Origin of the sequence: Streptomyces sp. NPDC004647, assembly GCF_040609575.1 — a bacterium.
GTDB lineage: Bacteria > Actinomycetota > Actinomycetes > Streptomycetales > Streptomycetaceae > Streptomyces.
Genome location: NZ_JBEXKU010000001.1, coordinates 173,713 through 190,850 on the forward strand (window position 1 = coordinate 173,713; position 17,138 = coordinate 190,850).

The 17,138-nt window shown below is 68.3% G+C and carries 19 protein-coding genes and 1 pseudogene; 15 read left to right on the forward strand and 5 right to left on the reverse strand.

Annotated elements, in window-relative coordinates; all coding sequences use genetic code 11:
- Positions 1-22: 22 nt before the first annotated feature.
- The 3 genes from ABZW18_RS00570 (at position 23) to ABZW18_RS00580 (ending at position 1,292) form a co-directional block, all read left to right on the forward strand.
- Entirely contained in the window at positions 23-220 is a 198-nt protein-coding gene (locus ABZW18_RS00570; protein WP_356179997.1) for a DUF5999 family protein, read from the forward strand.
- The gene (locus ABZW18_RS00575; RefSeq protein WP_356180000.1) at positions 217-870 is read left to right on the forward strand and encodes a hypothetical protein; all 654 of its coding nucleotides are present in this window, start codon (positions 217-219) and stop codon (positions 868-870) included. Before ABZW18_RS00570 ends, ABZW18_RS00575 begins: the two co-directional genes overlap by 4 nt.
- An 83-nt stretch (positions 871-953) precedes the next feature.
- A complete protein-coding gene (locus ABZW18_RS00580; protein WP_356180119.1) occupies positions 954-1,292 on the forward strand; it encodes a GNAT family N-acetyltransferase in 339 nt (112 codons plus the stop codon).
- Here ABZW18_RS00580 and ABZW18_RS00585 read toward each other — a convergent pair.
- Positions 1,289-2,374 (reverse strand): IS630 family transposase, encoded by a 1,086-nt coding sequence (locus ABZW18_RS00585; protein ID WP_356180003.1) that lies wholly within the window; start codon positions 2,372-2,374, stop codon positions 1,289-1,291. The genes ABZW18_RS00580 and ABZW18_RS00585 overlap by 4 nt on opposite strands.
- A 712-nt stretch (positions 2,375-3,086) precedes the next feature.
- Here ABZW18_RS00585 and ABZW18_RS00590 point away from each other — a divergent pair.
- From ABZW18_RS00590 to ABZW18_RS00610, 5 genes are all read left to right on the forward strand, one after another.
- Positions 3,087-3,266 carry an FxLD family lanthipeptide gene (locus ABZW18_RS00590; protein ID WP_356180005.1) on the forward strand — a complete coding sequence of 60 codons (180 nt, stop codon included), beginning with the start codon at positions 3,087-3,089 and terminating at the stop codon, positions 3,264-3,266.
- An 80-nt stretch (positions 3,267-3,346) separates the two neighbouring features.
- Positions 3,347-5,383 (forward strand): lantibiotic dehydratase family protein, encoded by a 2,037-nt coding sequence (locus ABZW18_RS00595; protein ID WP_356180007.1) that lies wholly within the window; start codon positions 3,347-3,349, stop codon positions 5,381-5,383.
- On the forward strand, positions 5,380-6,453 hold the full coding sequence (locus ABZW18_RS00600) for a lanthionine synthetase C family protein (RefSeq protein WP_356180009.1): 1,074 nt from the start codon (positions 5,380-5,382) through the stop codon (positions 6,451-6,453). Before ABZW18_RS00595 ends, ABZW18_RS00600 begins: the two co-directional genes overlap by 4 nt.
- A 50-nt stretch (positions 6,454-6,503) precedes the next feature.
- Positions 6,504-8,549: a methyltransferase, FxLD system gene (fxlM, locus tag ABZW18_RS00605; protein ID WP_356180011.1), complete on the forward strand. Its 2,046-nt coding sequence runs from the start codon at positions 6,504-6,506 to the stop codon at positions 8,547-8,549.
- A 4-nt stretch (positions 8,550-8,553) separates the two neighbouring features.
- Positions 8,554-9,651 carry a hypothetical protein gene (locus ABZW18_RS00610; protein ID WP_356180013.1) on the forward strand — a complete coding sequence of 366 codons (1,098 nt, stop codon included), beginning with the start codon at positions 8,554-8,556 and terminating at the stop codon, positions 9,649-9,651.
- A 101-nt stretch (positions 9,652-9,752) separates the two neighbouring features.
- On the opposite strand, the gene ABZW18_RS00615 is transcribed toward ABZW18_RS00610, so the two are convergent.
- From ABZW18_RS00615 to ABZW18_RS00625, 3 genes are all read right to left on the reverse strand, one after another.
- Positions 9,753-10,232: an NUDIX domain-containing protein gene (locus tag ABZW18_RS00615; RefSeq protein WP_356180016.1), complete on the reverse strand. Its 480-nt coding sequence runs from the start codon at positions 10,230-10,232 to the stop codon at positions 9,753-9,755.
- 493 nt (positions 10,233-10,725) lie between these two features.
- Positions 10,726-11,151: a hypothetical protein gene (locus tag ABZW18_RS00620; RefSeq protein WP_356180018.1), complete on the reverse strand. Its 426-nt coding sequence runs from the start codon at positions 11,149-11,151 to the stop codon at positions 10,726-10,728.
- Positions 11,148-11,375: a hypothetical protein gene (locus ABZW18_RS00625; RefSeq protein WP_356180021.1), complete on the reverse strand. Its 228-nt coding sequence runs from the start codon at positions 11,373-11,375 to the stop codon at positions 11,148-11,150. The genes ABZW18_RS00620 and ABZW18_RS00625 overlap by 4 nt, the downstream gene beginning before the upstream one ends.
- A gap of 563 nt (positions 11,376-11,938) precedes the next feature.
- On the opposite strand from ABZW18_RS00625, the gene ABZW18_RS00630 reads away from it, so the two are divergent.
- The 4 genes from ABZW18_RS00630 to ABZW18_RS00645 all read left to right on the forward strand — a co-directional run bounded on the left by ABZW18_RS00630 (position 11,939) and on the right by ABZW18_RS00645 (position 15,039).
- Positions 11,939-12,283, forward strand: coding sequence for a hypothetical protein (locus ABZW18_RS00630; protein ID WP_356180024.1), 345 nt, complete (start codon positions 11,939-11,941; stop codon positions 12,281-12,283).
- Positions 12,284-12,566: 283 nt separating this feature from the next.
- Positions 12,567-12,746 (forward strand): hypothetical protein, encoded by a 180-nt coding sequence (locus ABZW18_RS00635; protein WP_356180027.1) that lies wholly within the window; start codon positions 12,567-12,569, stop codon positions 12,744-12,746.
- Between the two features lie 109 nt (positions 12,747-12,855).
- Complete coding sequence (locus ABZW18_RS00640; protein ID WP_356180030.1) at positions 12,856-13,617, forward strand: hypothetical protein; 762 nt, start codon at positions 12,856-12,858, stop codon at positions 13,615-13,617.
- A gap of 27 nt (positions 13,618-13,644) precedes the next feature.
- Complete coding sequence (locus ABZW18_RS00645) at positions 13,645-15,039, forward strand: hypothetical protein (RefSeq protein ID WP_356180033.1); 1,395 nt, start codon at positions 13,645-13,647, stop codon at positions 15,037-15,039.
- 36 nt (positions 15,040-15,075) lie between these two features.
- On the opposite strand, the pseudogene ABZW18_RS00650 reads toward ABZW18_RS00645, so the two are convergent.
- A pseudogene (locus ABZW18_RS00650) lies at positions 15,076-15,590 on the reverse strand (transposase); the annotation flags it as partial.
- An 82-nt stretch (positions 15,591-15,672) separates the two neighbouring features.
- On the opposite strand from ABZW18_RS00650, the gene ABZW18_RS00655 reads away from it, so the two are divergent.
- Genes ABZW18_RS00655 through fabI form a run of 3 tightly spaced genes read left to right on the forward strand, consistent with a single transcriptional unit; the run spans position 15,673 to position 17,075 of the window.
- On the forward strand, positions 15,673-15,855 hold the full coding sequence (locus ABZW18_RS00655; RefSeq protein ID WP_356180036.1) for a hypothetical protein: 183 nt from the start codon (positions 15,673-15,675) through the stop codon (positions 15,853-15,855).
- Positions 15,842-16,270 (forward strand): hypothetical protein, encoded by a 429-nt coding sequence (locus ABZW18_RS00660; RefSeq protein ID WP_356180039.1) that lies wholly within the window; start codon positions 15,842-15,844, stop codon positions 16,268-16,270. The genes ABZW18_RS00655 and ABZW18_RS00660 overlap by 14 nt, the downstream gene beginning before the upstream one ends.
- 13 nt (positions 16,271-16,283) lie before the next feature.
- On the forward strand, positions 16,284-17,075 hold the full coding sequence (fabI, locus tag ABZW18_RS00665; protein ID WP_356180041.1) for an enoyl-ACP reductase FabI: 792 nt from the start codon (positions 16,284-16,286) through the stop codon (positions 17,073-17,075).
- The last annotated feature ends 63 nt before the right edge of the window (positions 17,076-17,138 follow it).

Genomic DNA, 17,138 nt, shown 5'->3' on the forward strand with positions numbered 1-17,138 from the left:
ACGCCCTTGACGAGGACTGCCAATGTGCCAGCACAAGCCAGCATGCCCGACATCCGACTCAGCCGACCGGGAGGCGGCGCGCCTCGTGGCGCACCACCCGGAGCAGGGCTTTGTGCTGTGCAACGGCGTCCTGCTCTTCGAGGACACCGGCGAGCTGCTGCCGGACGGGCAGATCGTCGCCCCTCACCGCCCCGCCGTGTCGACGGGGACAGCTGCATGACCGCCACCGCCAACCGCCTGATCCCGTACATCACGGCCCGCGAGGGGGAGGAAGCCGACTCGCTCCTGGCTCTGCGCGCGAGCTTCGGCACCGACGGCCGCTCCTGCCTCGGCTACTGGGACGAGACGCGAGAAGACCGGGACCTGCGGGGCGCCCTGTGGGGTCGGTGCTCCCAGTCGATCGGCCTCGATGGGATGCCGGAGGGGTCGCCGCGGTGGCGGCTGGTACACCCTGCCCGGCAGCGGGAGACGATGAAGATGCTCCGCTGCCAGGTCTGCGTCGGACCGGCCAAGACGCCCGACGGATATCTGTTCCTGGAGAGCGCCAAGGACGGAGCGCCCCGGCCGGGCGCGACCGTCCGCACGGCGCAGCCCCCGGTCTGCCTGCCGCACGCCCGCTACGCAGCCGAGCATTGCCCGCACCTCGACCGGCACGGACACGTCGCCCTAATGGTGCGGAGCGCGCCGCTCTACGGCGTCATCGGCACCCCGTACCAGGGGAGCAGCGACGGGGTACAGGCCCTGGCCGGTGACGACACACCCGTGCCGTACGGCGACACCGCCTTGCGCTGGTTCCTCGCCTCCCAACTTGTCCGCACGCTACGGGACTTCATGGTCGTCAACCTGGACGACCTGGTGGCCGCCGCCTAGCCGGCCGACTGGCCGTCTCCGCCCGCCGGGCCGAGACACCGGAAGCCTCATTTACCGAACCAGGAAGGCCAGCCGTGTACGAGATGCGCCCCACAACAGTCGACGACCGTCCTGCGATCACTGAGCTGATCCAGTCCCGGGTCGCCTGGATGCGTGAGTACGGGATCGACCCCACCGGCACCGACGACGGTGCAGTGAGAGATCTCGCTGGCGAGAGCGAGGATGGGCGGCCCTTTTCGTGGGTCTTCTGCGAGGACGGTGCGGTGCTCGGCTGCACGGCGTTCCTGCGCACGACGCCCGAATGGGGGTGGACGAATCAGCAGCGTGACGAGTCGACTCTCCTCATCACGGGCACCTACACGCACCCGGCATACCGCGGGGACAAGTTGGGCCGGCTCATGGCCTGGTGGACGCTCGACTAGTGACCTGGTCCGGAGATCCTGTCGCAGTAGTGGCGGATGCGGTCGATGATCTGGTCAGGGGTTTTGGTCCATTTGAAGGGCTGGGCCTCTTCGTTCCAGATCTTGATCCAGTCCTCGAGCGCCGTCTTGAGGTCGTCGAGTGAGCAGAAGACGCCGCGTTCGAGGCAGCGCCGTTGCAGTTCCGCGAACCACCGCTCGACCTGGTTGATCCACGACGAGTACGTCGGGGTGAAGTGCAGCTCGAAGCGGGGGTGCGCCAGCAGCCACTTGTGCACGACGGGCGCCTTATGGGCGGAGAGGTTGTCGCAGATCACGTGGACCGCCAGGCCGGGTTCGGTCTGTAGGTCGATCTCGGCGAGGAAGTCACGGAAGTCCACCGCCCGGTGCCGGGCGGACAGCTTCCCGATCACTTTCCCGGTGGTGGTGTTCAGCGCGGCGAACAGATCGACGGTGCCGTGCCGGTGGTAGTCGAAACTGCGCCGCTCGGGCACCCCCGGCAGCATCGGCAGCACTGGTGCGGTCCGGGCGAGCGCCTGGATCTGCGGCTTCTCGTCCACCGCGAACACCACCGCGTTCGTCGGCGGGGCGAGGTAGAGGCCGACCACATCCCGGATCTTGTCGATCAGCAGCGGGTCGGGGGAGATCTTGAACGTCTCGGTCCGCCACGGCTCAAGGCCGAAGGCACGCCAGATCCGCAGCACGCTCGTCGGCGAGATCCCCACCCGCTTGGCCAGCTCCCGCTTGGACCAGTGCGTCGCCCCCGCAGGCGTCTCCTCCAGAGTGCGCACCACCACCTCCTCCACCTGGGCATCGGTGATGGTGCGCGGAACCCCGGGCCGGGGCTCGTCGGACAGTCCCGCCAGACGCCCCCGCAGGAACCTCGTGCGCCATCTCGCCACCGTCTTGCGATCGGTGTCCAGCCGCGCGGCCACCGCGATGTTGCTCAGCCCGTCGGCACAGGCCAGCACGATCCGCGCCCGCTTCGCCAAGCCCTGCGCGGTCACACGCCGCTTGGCCCAGTTCTGCAACGTCAGCCGCTCAGCCTCGGATAAGACCAACGGCTCCAGCCTGGTATCGCCCATTTCCCAAGCACAGCGCGGAGAGACGAGCCAAGTCTCCGAAAGCCCAAGATCTGAAACGGAACACGCCTCATGAGGCGACCCGAGAACTCAAGACCAGGTCACTAGGCCGCACGCCACGCTGACGTGCAATGGGTGCGGCGCGTCACGTTCGCCACCCGGCTGATGCGCTATTACCGCGATGACCAAGGGTGGGATCTCGTGGACATGGTGGTACGCCGAGGAAGGCACGCTCACCTCATGCAGCGCCGCCCGGAGGAGATACAGGGACTCCGCGCCCTCGTCACTGGCCCTGACGAACTCGCGGCGGTAGCCCGGTGATCGCGCCTGGACACAAAACGCAAGCTCTCAGCCACCCTTGGCACGCAGCCCTCCCGAAGGGCAACCCGATGAATAGCCTCCTCCACGTGGACGCCGCACGGCACCAGCGCGGTGCGCAGATAGGGCCTTTTGGCCGCACCCGAGGGACACGGGTTGCGCGACGCCGACCTGCCCGCCCAGTGCGGCTGGCATCCTCCCCGCGGCGAGCGCCAGGGCGCGCGACTACCGCCGCCGAGGTGCCGCGACCTTCCGGTACCTGCCGACCGCCCCGCCCCCTGCCCCAGGGGACCGTGCCTAAGCGACACGGCACCGCCACGGTCACCTGGCACTAAAGCGCCGGGACCCGGCCGGGTCCCGGAACCCTGCACCGCCAGCCACTACCAAGGAGGCATGCATGACCGTCCACCTGGAGCAGCCGGTTGCTCCCGCGCAGCCGACCGCCGCCGACGCCGACGACCCGTTCCAGCTCGACATCACCTTCGTCGAGAACACGCCGGCGACCGAGACGGTGCTGATGTGCAGTACCGGCGACAACTGCGGGAGCTCCTGCCCGAGCGCCTGCACCACCTCGTAACGAGGTCAGTCCGGTGGTGCGGGCTGGACGGAGCTGTCCGTCCAGCCCGCGCCCCTCCTGCCAAGAACGGAGTGTGGGTGATGACGCGCTTACGACACAGCCTGTACCGGGGTGCCAGCGAAGGGATGCTGCGCGCCGCGGTGAACCTCACCGGGCCGGACATACCGCCCTGGCCGGGGCCCGCCGCTCCGCTCGAACACTGGCGTTCGTGGCTGACCACCGTGTGGGCCGATGACACGTTTCGACAGGCTGTCTCCAGCGCCAGCCCAGACCTGGCCCGCCAGGTCCAGGCGATCCTCGACGGGCGGTCTCCGAAAGTACGCAGGGTACGACGGGCGGCACTGGCCATCGCCCGGTATGCAATCCGGTACACGCGCCGCTCCACCCCGTACGGCCTGTTCGCGGGCGTCGCGCCGATCGAGTTCGGCGACACGGCCGTGGCACGCATCGGGGACCGGCACCAGGCTGTTACCCGGCCGGACCCGGCGGCGCTGGACGCGGCGATCAGCGCCTGGGAGGCGGACGGCGAGCAGATGGCCGACGTCGACGTATGCGTCAACAACCTTGCTCAGCAGCGAAGCGGGCGCATCTTCGTCCCGTCCGAGGGGGCCTCGGAGTTCTCGCTCGCGCTGACGCCTGCGGTCACACTGGTGCTCGACGCGGCCCGCTTACCCATCCGGTACTCGATCTTGGCAGACAAGCTCGCCGCCGAGTTCCCGAACACGGCCGAACACCACCGGGCCCGGCTGCTCGCGCAGCTCTTACGGGTGCGGCTGCTGCGGTCCTCGCTGCGCGCGCCCGCCACTGTGGTCGATCCGACCGAACCCCTGCCGCCCGCCCTGCGGGAGTCCACCCGGAACAACTCGGCGGCACCGGATTTGCGGCTGGACGCCACGGTGCGGCTGCCCAAGGCGATCTTGACGGAGGCGGAGACCGCTGCGACGCTCCTGACCCGGCTCGCCACCCATCCGACGGGAATTCCGGCATGGCGCCACTACGCCGAGCAATTCGCCGACCGCTACGGTGAGGGCGTCGAGGTGCCGTTGGAGCTGGTGACGGATACCGAGAAGGGCTTGGGCTTTCCCGACGGGTTCGGTCAGGTGTCCGAGCCTCCCCGCCCGATGACCCGACGAGACCGGCTGCTACTGGAGCTGGCCGGCACCGCGGCCGTCGAGGGCAGCAGAGCGGTGATCCTGTCCGGCGCAACCATCGAGCGGCTGGAGGCCGCCGCGGGTAAGCCCGCGGTCACCCCGCCCCACCTCGAACTGGGCGTACAGGTTCAAGCCAACTCGACGCGTGCTCTGGACCGCGGGGACTTCCGCCTTCAGGTGTCCACCGTCTCCCGCGCGGTCGGCTCGATGACGGGCCGGTTCTGGCACCTGTTCCCGGACGCCGGTGCGGCCTACGCCGACCTGCCCACGGTCGAGCCGGGCGCGGAGCTGGCCCAGCTCTCCTTCCACGCCGGTCGTGTCCCCGCCGAACTGCTCACCCGGGCCCCGCACGTGCTGCCCCGGCTGGTCAGCGTCGGCGAGTTCCGGCACCGCACCAAGGAGGTGCTCTTCCCATCCGACCTGGCCGTCGGCATCCGCGACGGCCGCCTCTACCTCACCGAGGCGGCCACCGGCACGCACCTGGAACTGCTCGCACCGACCGCGCTCAACTTCCTGTGGAACAACTACACCCCTCCCCTGGCCCGGTTCCTGGCCGAGATCATCCGGGCCGCAGCGCCGCAGGTGACATGGTTCGACTGGGGCGCGGCCTGGACGCTGCCGTTCACCCCGGCGCTGCACTACCGCCGTTCGATCCTGGTGTCCGCGCGATGGAAGGCGAGGGCCCGCGATCTGCCCGACCGCACCGCGACACTGGATGAGTGGGCTGGGCAGTTGCACGCCTGGATGGGCCGGTTTCGAGTGCCGGACCGCGTGCTCCTGGCCGAGGACGACCAGCAGCTTCCCCTCGATCTGCTCCAGGACATGCACCTGGACCTGCTGCGTGCCCACCTTGACGCCAGCCCGACCGGAGTCGCGACGCTGCACGACGCGCCCCCGCCGGACGCCGACGGCTGGATCGACGGCCGGGCCCACAACCTCGTCCTCCCGCTGAAGGCCCGCTCATGACGGCAACGACGACCCTGCCCAGGACGCAGGATCTCTCCGAGGGCGCGCTCGGGACGGCGCTGCTGCACATCGAGCGCGGTGACCTGCCCACCGCGCGACGCCACCTGGCGCAGGCAGTTGCAGGCGGCGTCAGCGCCGGAGGCAACGCGTCCCTGTTCCACGGCGCCCCGGCACTGGAGTTCGTGCTCAGCCGTGCCGGACATGCCGGCCGCGACGTCCGCGAAACCGTCGACCGTGTCGTGGACGCCCGGCTGGCCGCAGTACGTCGACGGCAGGCATCTGGGGAACTGCCGCACCTCGCGGAGTTCGACCTCATCCGGGGCCTGACCGGGCTGGGCGCGCTGCTGCTGACTCGCGGCGCGGCCTCGCCGCGGCTGGAGGAGGTGCTGACCTACCTAGTCTCCCTCTCGCGGCCGGTCCGCGTCGAGGACCGGGAGCTACCGGGATGGTGGTCCGAGGTCGGGCCCGGTGGCGAGGAGATGGACGGCGGGCATGGCAACAACGGCGTCGCGCACGGCATCGCCGGTGTCCTGGCGGTGCTGTCCCTCGCCGCCCGGTACCAGGTCCAGGTGCCGGGGCAGCATGACGCCATCGAGGTGTTCGCGCGCTGGCTGGACACGTACGGAGGCTGCTACTGGACCACCCACGACCAACTGTCCGCCCCAGCGCCGCCCGAGCCGGAGCCCGCGCGCCAGTCCTGGTGCTACGGCCAACCCGGCATCGCCCGCGCCCAACAACTCGCCGCGCTCGTCCTGGGCGACCCCGCCCGCCGGCGCACGGCAGAGGACACCGTCTTGCGCGTGCTGACCGACCCGGTCCACCTTGGGCGGATCACCGACGCCTCGCTGTGCCACGGCTGGGCTGGCCTTGTGACAATCGCCCGCGCCGTTGCCGACGACAGCCCTGCTGCGGACCGCTTCACGCTGTTGATCGAAGACCTGAACAGACGCCTGGCCGCCGACCTGGACCGGCTGCCCAAGCCCGGATTCATGGAAGGCCGCGGCGGCGCGCAACTGGCTCTGGACGGCACGAACACCACGGCCTGGACCAGCGCCCTGCTGATCACCTGACCCCTGCCTGCACCCCGAACCGAGCCTCACCGACGAGGAGAGCTACGACCATGGACGACGAGAACCTTCCGATCACCGCCGAGACGGGCTGGTGGCATGCCAGTGTGTCGTTTCCGGGCGGTGCAGTGAGCACCGAGGCCGCCCAGGCGCTGTCGTCCGCGCTGCACGACCAGCGGTTCCACTTCCTGCGCAAGGGCGGGAGGCTGCGCCTGCGCACCGAGCGCCCCGCTGCCGACCTGCTGAACAGTCTCGTCGCCAACGAGCAGGCCAGCGGCTGGGTCAGCGGCATCTACGAGCCGGAGACCGAGGCATTCGGCGGACCGGAAGGCATGGACGTCGCGCACGACGTGTTCTGTGCGGACAGCCGCGGCGCCCTGGCTGATATCAACAGCCCTGGTGCCCGAGAGCGCTGCGTCCTGTTGCTCTCCGCCATGATCCGCTCGGCCGGGCTGGACCCGTTCGAGGCCGGCGACGTCTGGGCGAAGCTCAGCGCCCTGCGGCCCCCCGTCACCCCGCCCACTGGCCCCGCACGCGACCAGGCGGTCACCGCCATGCGGCGCCTGATGAACGCCGACGCAGCCCGGCTGCCGGACGCCGAGCCCGGCTGGGCCGAGCGCGTCGCCGCCTTCGAGAACGGCGGCCGCCAGCTCCGCAAGCTCGCCGCTGATGGGCGGCTGATACGGGGCTTGCGCGCCGTCCTCGCCCATCACGCGATCTTCGCCTTCAACCGCGCCGGCGTGTCTGCCAGTGAGCAGGCCGCCACCGCGTGGCTGGGGCGCCAAGTCGCCTTCGCCGCAGGCGAAGCAGCCGACGTGTCTACTCGCCGGTCCACCCCTGCAGACCCTAACCTCGCCCGAATGGAGACCACCGTGACACCCGTCGCCGACCCCGCCGAACTGCGTGAAGCACTCGTGAACCGCCTCGTCGAAGGCGGCCACCTGCGCACGCCCGAAGTCATCGCCGCCTTCCGCAACACCGAACGCCACCGGTTCCTCCCCGGCGTCGACCTTCAGAAGGCGTACATCGAGGACGCGGTGCCCACCAAGAACGACGAGAACGGCGAGATGATCTCCTGCATCTCCGCACCCTCGATCGTCGCCACCCAACTGGAGCAGTTGGGCGCCAAGCCCGGCCACAAGGTCCTGGAAGCCGGGGCCGCCACCGGCTACAACGCCCGCCTGCTCGGAGAACTCGTGGCCCCCGGCGGCCACGTGTGGACTGTGGACGTCGACCAGGACCTCGTCGACGGCGCCCAGAAGAACCTCGCGGAGGCCGGGGCCTCGAACGTGACCGCCGTGCTGGGCGACGGCGCTGCCGGCCTGCCGGAGCACGCCCCTTTCGACGGCATCCAGTTCACCGTCGGCGCCGGCGACGTTCCGGTGAAGATTCTCGACCAGCTCGCCCCCGGCGGACGCCTGGTCCTCCCGATGCGGATTCGCGGCAGCATCTCGCGATCCTTCGCTTTCGAGCGCGACGGTGACACCTGGAAGACCGTCTCGTGTGAGATGGCGACGTTCGTGCCACTGCGCAAGGGCGTCTGCGACGACATCTACACCCTCGTGCCCATGGACGGTGAGGGCAACGTCCGCCTGGAGACTTTCAGTGAGCAGGAGGTGGACCGCGAAGCGATGCGCACCGTCCTGGACCAGACGCAGGCCAAGGTGTACTCCGGCGTGAAGTTCCGCCAGGGCGACCCCTGGGAGTGGCTGTACCTGTATCTGGCCTCCGTGCTGCCCAACGGCCTGTCCCGCATGCCCGGCCAGCGCCCCGGCTTCACCCCGCACTTCGGCTGGGGCTCCATGGCCGCGCTCGACGGCGACAGCCTGGCCTACCTGACCATCCGCGAGGGCGAGGACGACAAGGGCCGGTACTGGGAGATCGGCGTCATCGGCCACGGCTCCCGCGCCACTGAGCTGGCCGACCAGGTCGCGGGCGAGATCCGCGACTGGGACGAGGGCTGGGGCAACACCGCGCCCGAGCCGGGCTTCCGCATGGCTGTCGGTGACGCCCGCGACCAGCTCACGGTCGCTGAGCCGCGTTTCGTCATCGACAAGACGTACAGCCGTCTCGTCGTCGACTGGCCGCGCAAGAGCTGAGCCGATGATCCCATCGATAGCCAGCCGTATCCCGCTCGTCCGCCGACCCAAGGCGCCTGCGTTACCACTGGACGAACGCATCACCCACCTCACCGGGCTGGCTGTCGAGCCCGCTGGTGCGAGCCACCGCGATCTGGTGGCCCGCGCCAGCGGGGTCCTCAACTACGCAGCGCTGATTGCCTCCGACGTCGGGATGCCCGACCTGGCAGCCACGCTGTGCTGGAGGCAGCACCGGGTATTCGCCGACGCTGGAAACCTCACGGGGGACATCGCCGTGATGTCGCTCATGCCCCTGATCAACATCTCCCGGCTGCTGACCCGCGAGGGCGATGGCGAAGGCGCCTACGACGTACTCAGGCGGCTGTACCGCGCCGCCCAGCGCCGCGGAACAGCCGAAATCCGTGGCAACAACGTCGATCTGTCGGTGTTGATCGGCACGGAGGCGGACCACCGGAAGGTCTGCGAGGAGCTGTGGGTCACCGTCCTCATCGACGGCGCCAGGGCCCTGGCGCGGATCGGCCGCTGGACCGAGGCCGCCGAAGCCATGACCGCGCACCGTGGCGTCGGCAACCGTCTCCTCGACGGCCGCCAAATCATGATCATGTCGCTGATGGAACGTGGCCTCGACCAGCAGGCTCGCGCCACGATCGAGTCCACCACCCCTACAGAACCTTGGGAGAACGCCATCGCGGCCCTCCTGCGCATCTATTGCCGGCCCGCGACCTCACCCACGCCGCAGCCGGAGCTGGATCTTGCTCTGCAGCAGGCACTCGCGTTGATCGCCCCGCCCGACCCCGCGACCGCGGCATTCCAGGCCCGAGTCGGACTGACCGCGCTCGATCTGACCCGCGACCGAACCAGCCCCCGCGCCGCCCTTCTTCAGGACGTCGTCGTCGACGTGGCCATTCTCGACGCCTACGCCGCCCGCGACGTTCTGAACCACCACCTGGCGCGCTCCCACCTGACCAGTGAGCAGAGACAGAAACTCGACGCCGTCCTCACCGCATCAGGGCTCGGCGCAGGGAACCTCTCAACAGCCCACATGCAAGCCCTCACTGAGGCCGTGGACAAAGCCGAAGTCGCGCTCTGCGGGCTTCTGTAGCCCGCTCGTGGACAACCATCCGCCCGACGCGGGGACACTTGCACAATTGGGCAAGAATGATCTTGGTTGCGCGACCCGCCGAGCCGCCCCAGGACCTCTCGCTACACCTGGGTCGTCGCCGCCGAGATCGTAGTCGAGGCCGCCGTCGGAGCGCCGCGCTCCCGCGCTGCGTCCGGCGCGCTGACCGCTCGCGCAATGCGGTGCCCAACCAGGCGCTCGGCCACGGCGAGCGGGTACCAGCCAGCACCAGTGACCTCGGACTCCTGAATGGACCCCACATCCCCATGTGCCGTCGTGAACGAGTACCCGATGTCGAGGTGGTAGTGATCCGGCTCGCCCTTCTCCGGCCGCGCCGGAACCAGGCCGTACTCGATGTAGACGGGGGTCTGCGACGCTGGGAAGACCTTGCCGGGGTCAACACCGGTCTCCTCGGTCAACTCGCGCACTGCCGCGTCGATCAGTGTGGCATCGGTCGGCTCAAGGTGGCCTCCTGGCTGCAACGTGATCCCGTACGCGCGGTGCTCGACAAGCAAGATCTCGGCGTCCCCGCGGACCAGCAGCGCACCCACAGTCACGTGCATCGGAAAGTTCCGCCGTGAAGCAAAGTTCCTTCCCTGAGAGAGCAGTTGCGCTGGCTTAGACAGAAGCTCGGCCTCGTCCGGGTAGCGACTGAGGTATGCGGATAGCGCGCTCGAAATGTCTGAGTCACTGATCGCCACGGGGCACCCCCACACCAGCCCGAAAGCAAAGCTCTCCGTGACCGACTGCTCGGATGTGAGCGACGAGCACTGACACAGTCAGCTCCATAGAAAGAGCGTGGCGTACGAGGGGGTTCGCACCCTACAGGTTGGGCCCGACCGGTGCGCGCATTCCACGCCGAGCAAGGGGCGGCGTCGCAGGCTGAATGATCACCTGAAGCCCCGTGCCGACGGATGGCGCCAGGCGATGCGCGCCAGCCCCAGGTGTAACGGAAAGCGAGGTCACTCCGTCCATAGAGCTGACCGGGCGTTGACGCTCGGTATGGGGCTCGTGTATCGCCGGGAGGAACCACAACGTGCCGACACCTGTACTCGATCAGCTCGAATTTTCACTCTTCTCCACCGTCACCGCCGAGCCGGAGTCGGCTCCGGAACCCGAATCCCTCGCACACGCGTGGGTCGTCGCCGCTTGTACCACGTCGGTGCCGATGACCGGGAGCACCACGGTGCGCGATTCCCGGCTGGTGCTGAGCAGACGCGTGCACTTGCCCAACCGGCCGTCGGGTAAGCGCACCGTGTCCTTCACCAGCATTCGGTTTGCGTCCATGTAGACGACGTCGCCCGGTGTCATAGGCAACCGCAGGATCTCGATCGCGCCGCCACCGGGCGGACTGGTGAACAGGCCTGGGTCTGCATCGCGGAGCAGCGCGTACGCGGACTGCGGGTCGTCGGCCACCAGATCGCCTGACGTTGCAGCGGCGAGGTCGAAGAGAGACCGGGGGAGCGGGACGGCGGGGGTCACGCGGCGACCCGGCCGGCGGAGACGGGCGTCCACGCATGCCCGAGCGAACTCATCCAGGCCCACAGCAACAGGGCGGCGCGTACACCCTCGATGTCCAGGACGCGCGGTTCCCCCGGCGCAGGGCTAAACGCACCTGGGGGAGTGGCGTCATCGCCCTCGCGGTCTGATGGCAGCACCCCAATGCGCAGGTCGCCTTCGGGTATCAGTGTCAGGTTCGTACTCACGTCGCTGGCTCCATGGCGTCGGTGTCACGCACTGCGAGCCCATCCGTGCGCATCCGCCGTCCTCAGTTGGCCGACTCGGGGGAGACGCGCCCGCCGGACGGGAAGAACACCTCTGCGTTCCCTTCCTGTATTTCGTCCTGCGGAACCGTTCCCAGGCGCGCGCCGGTCAGGATTGGCTGCCGCGACGTGCGAGTCCTGCGCCAAACCGCATCGGCATTAGCAGCCAGCGAGGCCAGTCGATCCCCGCGGCCCGCGGCGGTCCCCTGTCGCTCGTGTCCAGCCCCGCCGGCCGCCGGTGCCTCGCTTCTGCGGCTTCCTCGTGATCTGTGGGGCCAGGTGATGCCAAGCAGGCGCCGCGTCGGACCCTCCAAGCGCCTGTGTGTGGTGTCCACATCCCGCACGGAAGGACAGATCCCGTGTGGCGGGACGGCACGAGAAGTCGCGGGATCCGCAGGCGGGACCTTGTCCGGGAGGGCATTGCTGAGCCTCATTCCAGCTGCGCAGGCTTCAAAGCGCGCATCCATTCGGCGCTCCAACTGCCCTGACCTCAAGGACGGTACGTCATGAAGTCCCTCCGCCGACTCGCCACGGTAACTCTCTCCCTGTCGCTCCTCACCGGCACCGCGGCGGTCCTGGCACCGACCGCCTCCGCTGCCAACTCCTCCGCGTGCAGCTACAACCTGTCGGACTTTCGCGCGGTTGTGGATGGTAATGGAGTGAACTACCGCCACGGGCCCGGAACCTCTTATTCGTCAAAGGGAAGGCTCTACGACGGGGACGACCTCCGGGTATTCTGCGGAAAGGGTAACTGGTATTACAGCAAGCTGATCCACCGTTCCAGGGGAGGCCTCGCCAAGAACACCCACGGATGGATACGCAAGGACATGCTGCTCTCCCTCGCTGGCTGATTAGCGGAGCAGATATCGCCTGTCCTGCCGGTTTCTAATTTCTCGTGTCAGATTCCCGTTTGGTGAGGCTCGAGCCAGGTCGGATGTGACATGGAAACGGGTGCTATTCCAGGGATCACCGAAACGGCACCGGTTCGCGGACGCGACGGGGCGTTCCAAGTCAGGCTTCAGGCCCTCGCTGTGAACCGCCCGTTGGTCGCCAGCGCGCGCCGCGGTGCCTTGTTCGCGGACCGACAACCACGGGTGGCGCATCCGCTGATCGTGGGTCTGCCTAGGAGCTGTGATGATCACACTCATCGCCCTCGGCCTGCTGGCAATCCTTGCCTGGGGACTTGAGCGCAACTACGGCCGTCAGCCGTATCCGCGGACATCGCTGAACGGCAGCACAGAAGTCCGCGACAGGGACGCCGAGCGCGTCCGTGACGAGCTGCGGGCCGCGGCCGACCGGGAATGCCTCCCGTAATGACCGGATGTGGTGGGTGCCGAAGGCCCGCGCGGACTGAATCCGGTGTGCCAGGGTCAGTACGCGGTTGGCGCGGAATCGGATATCACGCCAGTCGCAGGTCACGGTTGTGCCCCTTCGAAGCGCAGCGGTTCCGGAGCAGCTCGGCGGTCTGCGTCCCGATCCCCGCTGGAGCGACGGCCTGGCGGGCCATGACGGCCTGCTGGAACAGGTCCGCGCTGCAGAGCGCGCCGGTGACTGGTCCGGGGCCCAGGCCGCGGCCGCACGGCTGGCCAACCACTTTGCGGCCGAGTCCACTGACCACCTCTACGCCGTCATGGCCAGTGAGCTCTCGGGCTACTTCGCCGCGCGGCGTGGCCGCCGCGATACACCCGACGCGAGCCCCACCCGGTGTCAGCACTATGGAGGAGAAGGCATGACCACCCCGCCCCACCCAGGACATTCCCAGTTCGTGCCGCAGCCCGGCATGCCCCATCAGCAGCCCGGCTGCCGATTCTGCGGAGCCGTCCCGGCCGCCGAGACCACGTTCCGTAGCCACCAGGGCTTCCTGGTCATGATGCGCTCTCAGTCCCTCCGTGGCCCCTACTGCCGCATATGCGGCATCGCCATCTTCCGCGAGATGACCACCAGCTCACTGTGGCAGGGCTGGTGGGGGCCTCTCTCCCTGGTGCTGGCCAATCCGATCACGATCGCCCTCAACCTCGTGTCCCGCGCGCGGATCAAAAAGCTCGGCCCGCCGGTGCCCGGCCACCCCCGTCCGCAGGTGCCGCTCGGACGGCCAGTAACGCGTCGGCCAGCGGCCTTCGTGGCCGTGATCCCGCTGATCTGGGCGCTGTGGGTGATCTCCAACATCATCCGCGACGTCACATAGCCCTTCGACGTGACAGGAGACAAGCACATGGCCTATCCGTCTCACCATCAGATGCCCTATGCCCCGCCCACACCGCCACCCCCGCAGCCTCGCCGCAGAAGGACCGGCAGGATCGTCACCATCACCATCGGTAGCGTGGTGCTGGCCTTGGTGGCCCTCATCCTCGCGAAGCATTTCACCTCGAGCCCGCAGTACACCGACGAGGAGATATACGCAGGCAGTACGCAGAAAGTCTTCAACGACCTTGGCAAGGCACTGAAAGCCAAGGACGAAGCTGCTTTTGTCGCACCCTTCACCGGAGAGGCCAAGGAGCAGCAGCGTCAACTCTTCAGAAACCTGGTGAAGGTGCCTTTCACCGTCGCACGCTGGGAGCCCCTCCATCAGGGGGTCTACGGCAAGAGCGACATTCACGTGGGTTTTGTGCACCAGATCAAGGGCATTGATGTGGCGCCGGTCTACGAGCAGTACACCTTCACGTTCGCCAACCTCGGCGCCGACGGCCCGAAGAAGGTCTCAAAGATCACGGCCAGCGAGAAGCCCGAGGCCGGCCTGCCCGGGACGAACTACCCCGCTCCGTGGGACGTCTACGAGGACATGACCGTCGCGCGCAAGGGCCGGGTGCTGGTCGTGGGAGACAAGCGCCATGGTCAGGACATCAACCGCTTTGCTCCGCACGTGGCCCAGGGTGCGGATGACATCGTCACGGCGTGGGATGCCAACAGGCCCACCGGTGCCAAGGTGGCGGAGAACGCCCTGGTGATTCTGGAGCCGGACCGCAAGATTTTCAGCGCCTTCTACTCGGGCCGAACCGACGGCGGGGACCCCAACTCCTTCGAAGCGGGATACAGCCAGCCTCTCGCCGCTTTCAAGGCCGATTACGAGGACAAGATCCAAAGCGGCGGTTCTCGCATCGTGATGGACAGCTCACTCAGCCGGTTCAAGGGACCGGATTGGAAGTCCGGCGTCGAAGAGATCACACGGCACGAATTCGCGCACAGTCTCGTGTCGCCCCTGAACACTGCCCGCGGCGCGCTGCGGATAGAGCCTTCCATGTGGATCGTCGAAGGATTCGCCGACTACATGGAAGGGCGCGGCAATCAGGGGAGGAACCGCGCCGAGGAGAAAGCCGTCCTCGACGGCTACTCCTTCGGGGGAATCCTGCCCCCGAACGACGAGGAGCTCTTCTACAGCACCAAGACACGCGACCGCAGCGCCAACTACGTGCTCTCCCGCCTGGTCATGGAGTACCTGGTGAAAAAACACGGGGAGCGCGCGACCTTCGACTTCGTGGTCGACAGCTACGTCGATCCGGGCAACGACCGGCAGCTCATAGAGGAGCTCACCGGCCAGGACCGGCAGGCGTTCAGCGCAGGGTGGGAGCGGTACGTCCGGGACAGGGTCCCCGGCATCGGCACCTGGTAACCAGCCCTTCATTCACAACCGGGTCGGGCCAGGACACTGCTCCTTGTGGGTCGGGTGGTCGGTGCCGTCGAGTGCGAAGGAGTGAAGAGCGGTGAACTGGGCCTCGATGCGGTTGAGCCAGGAGCTGTTGGTGGGGGTGTAGGCGACCTCGACGTTGTTGGCCGTGGCCCAGTCGCCGACCCGGGTATCGCGTCTGGTGGTCAGGTGCGGGGAGAAGTTGTCGACCACGAGTGCGATGCGGACCTGGGGAGGATAGAGGCTGCGCAGGTAGCGGCAGAACTCCAGGACTTCCTGCGTGTCTTGGTCTGCTTCACGTGCCCGTAGAGCTTGTCCTTGGCCAGGTCGTAGGCGGCGAACAGATGACGGACTCCGTGCGGGCGGGTGTAGGTCGTCCGCCGCCGGGGGCGGGGTTCGCGGTCGGGGTCCTTGTGCTTGCCGCCGCGCTCGGCCCACTGTCTGCCGGGGTGAGGCTGGAGGTTGAGCGGACCGAACTCATCGACGCATAAGACCACGCCGGGTTCACCGGGCTCGGGCACCACATCGCCGTCGGCGGTCACAGTGGAGGCGGGCGACCCGGATCCGGTCGCGCTGCGCCGGGCCGGGTGGGCGTGGACGCTGCGGGTGGGAGAGCGGGTGCCACAGCGTGTGCTGGACCGGCTGGGAGCCGAGGAAGGCGCTGTGGTCCAACGAGCTGCCGCTGAGGTGGGCGCTGCCCTCTCCGCGGCCTTTCTTGACCAAGTGCTCAAGGACCAGGGCACCTCGGGGCTGGTGACGAAGACGCTGCGCGCGCGCTGGCAGGCGGGTGCGCCTGTATGACGTGCTGTGGATGCCGAACCAGGAAGACCAGTTCCTGCGCAATCACATCTCCTGGCAGGAGATGACGGGCCTGTGGGCCGATCGGGTGGAGCGCATCACGGTGTGGTCTTACGGGCTGCCCGGTCGCATCAACATCGTCTTTTGGCTCCACGGCGGCGGTTCCATCGAGACCAACGTCAACGCCCCCAAGGTTCAACACACCGCCCCGGTATGCCAGCAGTGCAGCCTCAAGGACGCCTGCGCCGAAGGGTGGATGGGCTGCGGAATCCGTGTGACAGCAGACCGCAAGGTCACTCCCTGCGTGCTGCGGCCGGATCTCGCCCTCCCGTTGCTACGTGGCGGTAATCAGTACGTTGAGCCCGCGGTACTGAACCCGTACCTGTCGGGGCATCTCGACACCATCCCTACGCACTAGAGCGAGGACGCGCATGCCACTACTTGAGGGCAAACGCCTGGTCATCTCCGGCGTCCTGACCGAGGACTCCATCGCTTACGCGGTAGCGGCCATGGCCATGCGGCAGGGGGCGGAGATCATCCTGACCAACGCCCCGGGCCGCCCGTCTTCGATCATGGGCAGGATCGCCAAACGCCTGCCCGCTGAGCCGGTCGACCTGGTCCCGGTCGACGTCACCAGCGAGGACGACATCCGCCAGCTCCACGACACCGTGGCCGGGCAGTGGGGCCACGTGGACGGCGTGCTGCACGCCATCGCCTACGCCCCGGAAGCGGCTCTCGGCGGGAACTTCCTCAACACTGCGTGGGAGGACGTCGCCACCGCTATGCATGTCTCAGCGTTCTCGTTGAAGGCGATGACCGTCGGCCTGCAGCCGCTCCTGGAGAAGGCACCCACCGGCGGGTCGGTCGTCAGCCTGGACTTCGACGCCACGGTGGCCTGGCCGGTCTACGATTGGATGGGTGTCGCCAAGGCAGCTCTCGAATCCACGACGCGCTACCTCGCCCGCGACCTCGGACCTGTAGGGATCCGTGTGAACACGGTGAACGCCGGCCCCATCCGGTCGATGGCAGGCAAGTCCATTCCGGGCTTCGACGGCCTGGCGGACAACTGGGATAAGCAGGCCCCCCTCGGGTGGGACACCAAAGATGCGGAGCCGGTAGCGGGCCCGGTCGCATTCCTCTTCTCCGAGCTGTCCCGCGGCATCACCGGCACCGTGCTCCACGTCGACGGCGGATACCACGCACTCGGCGCCCCGATCCGGTAGCAGGAGCATTTCCCAACGTGGGGCCCGCCGGTCTCGCCGGCGGGCCCCACAGCGTCTCCTCCC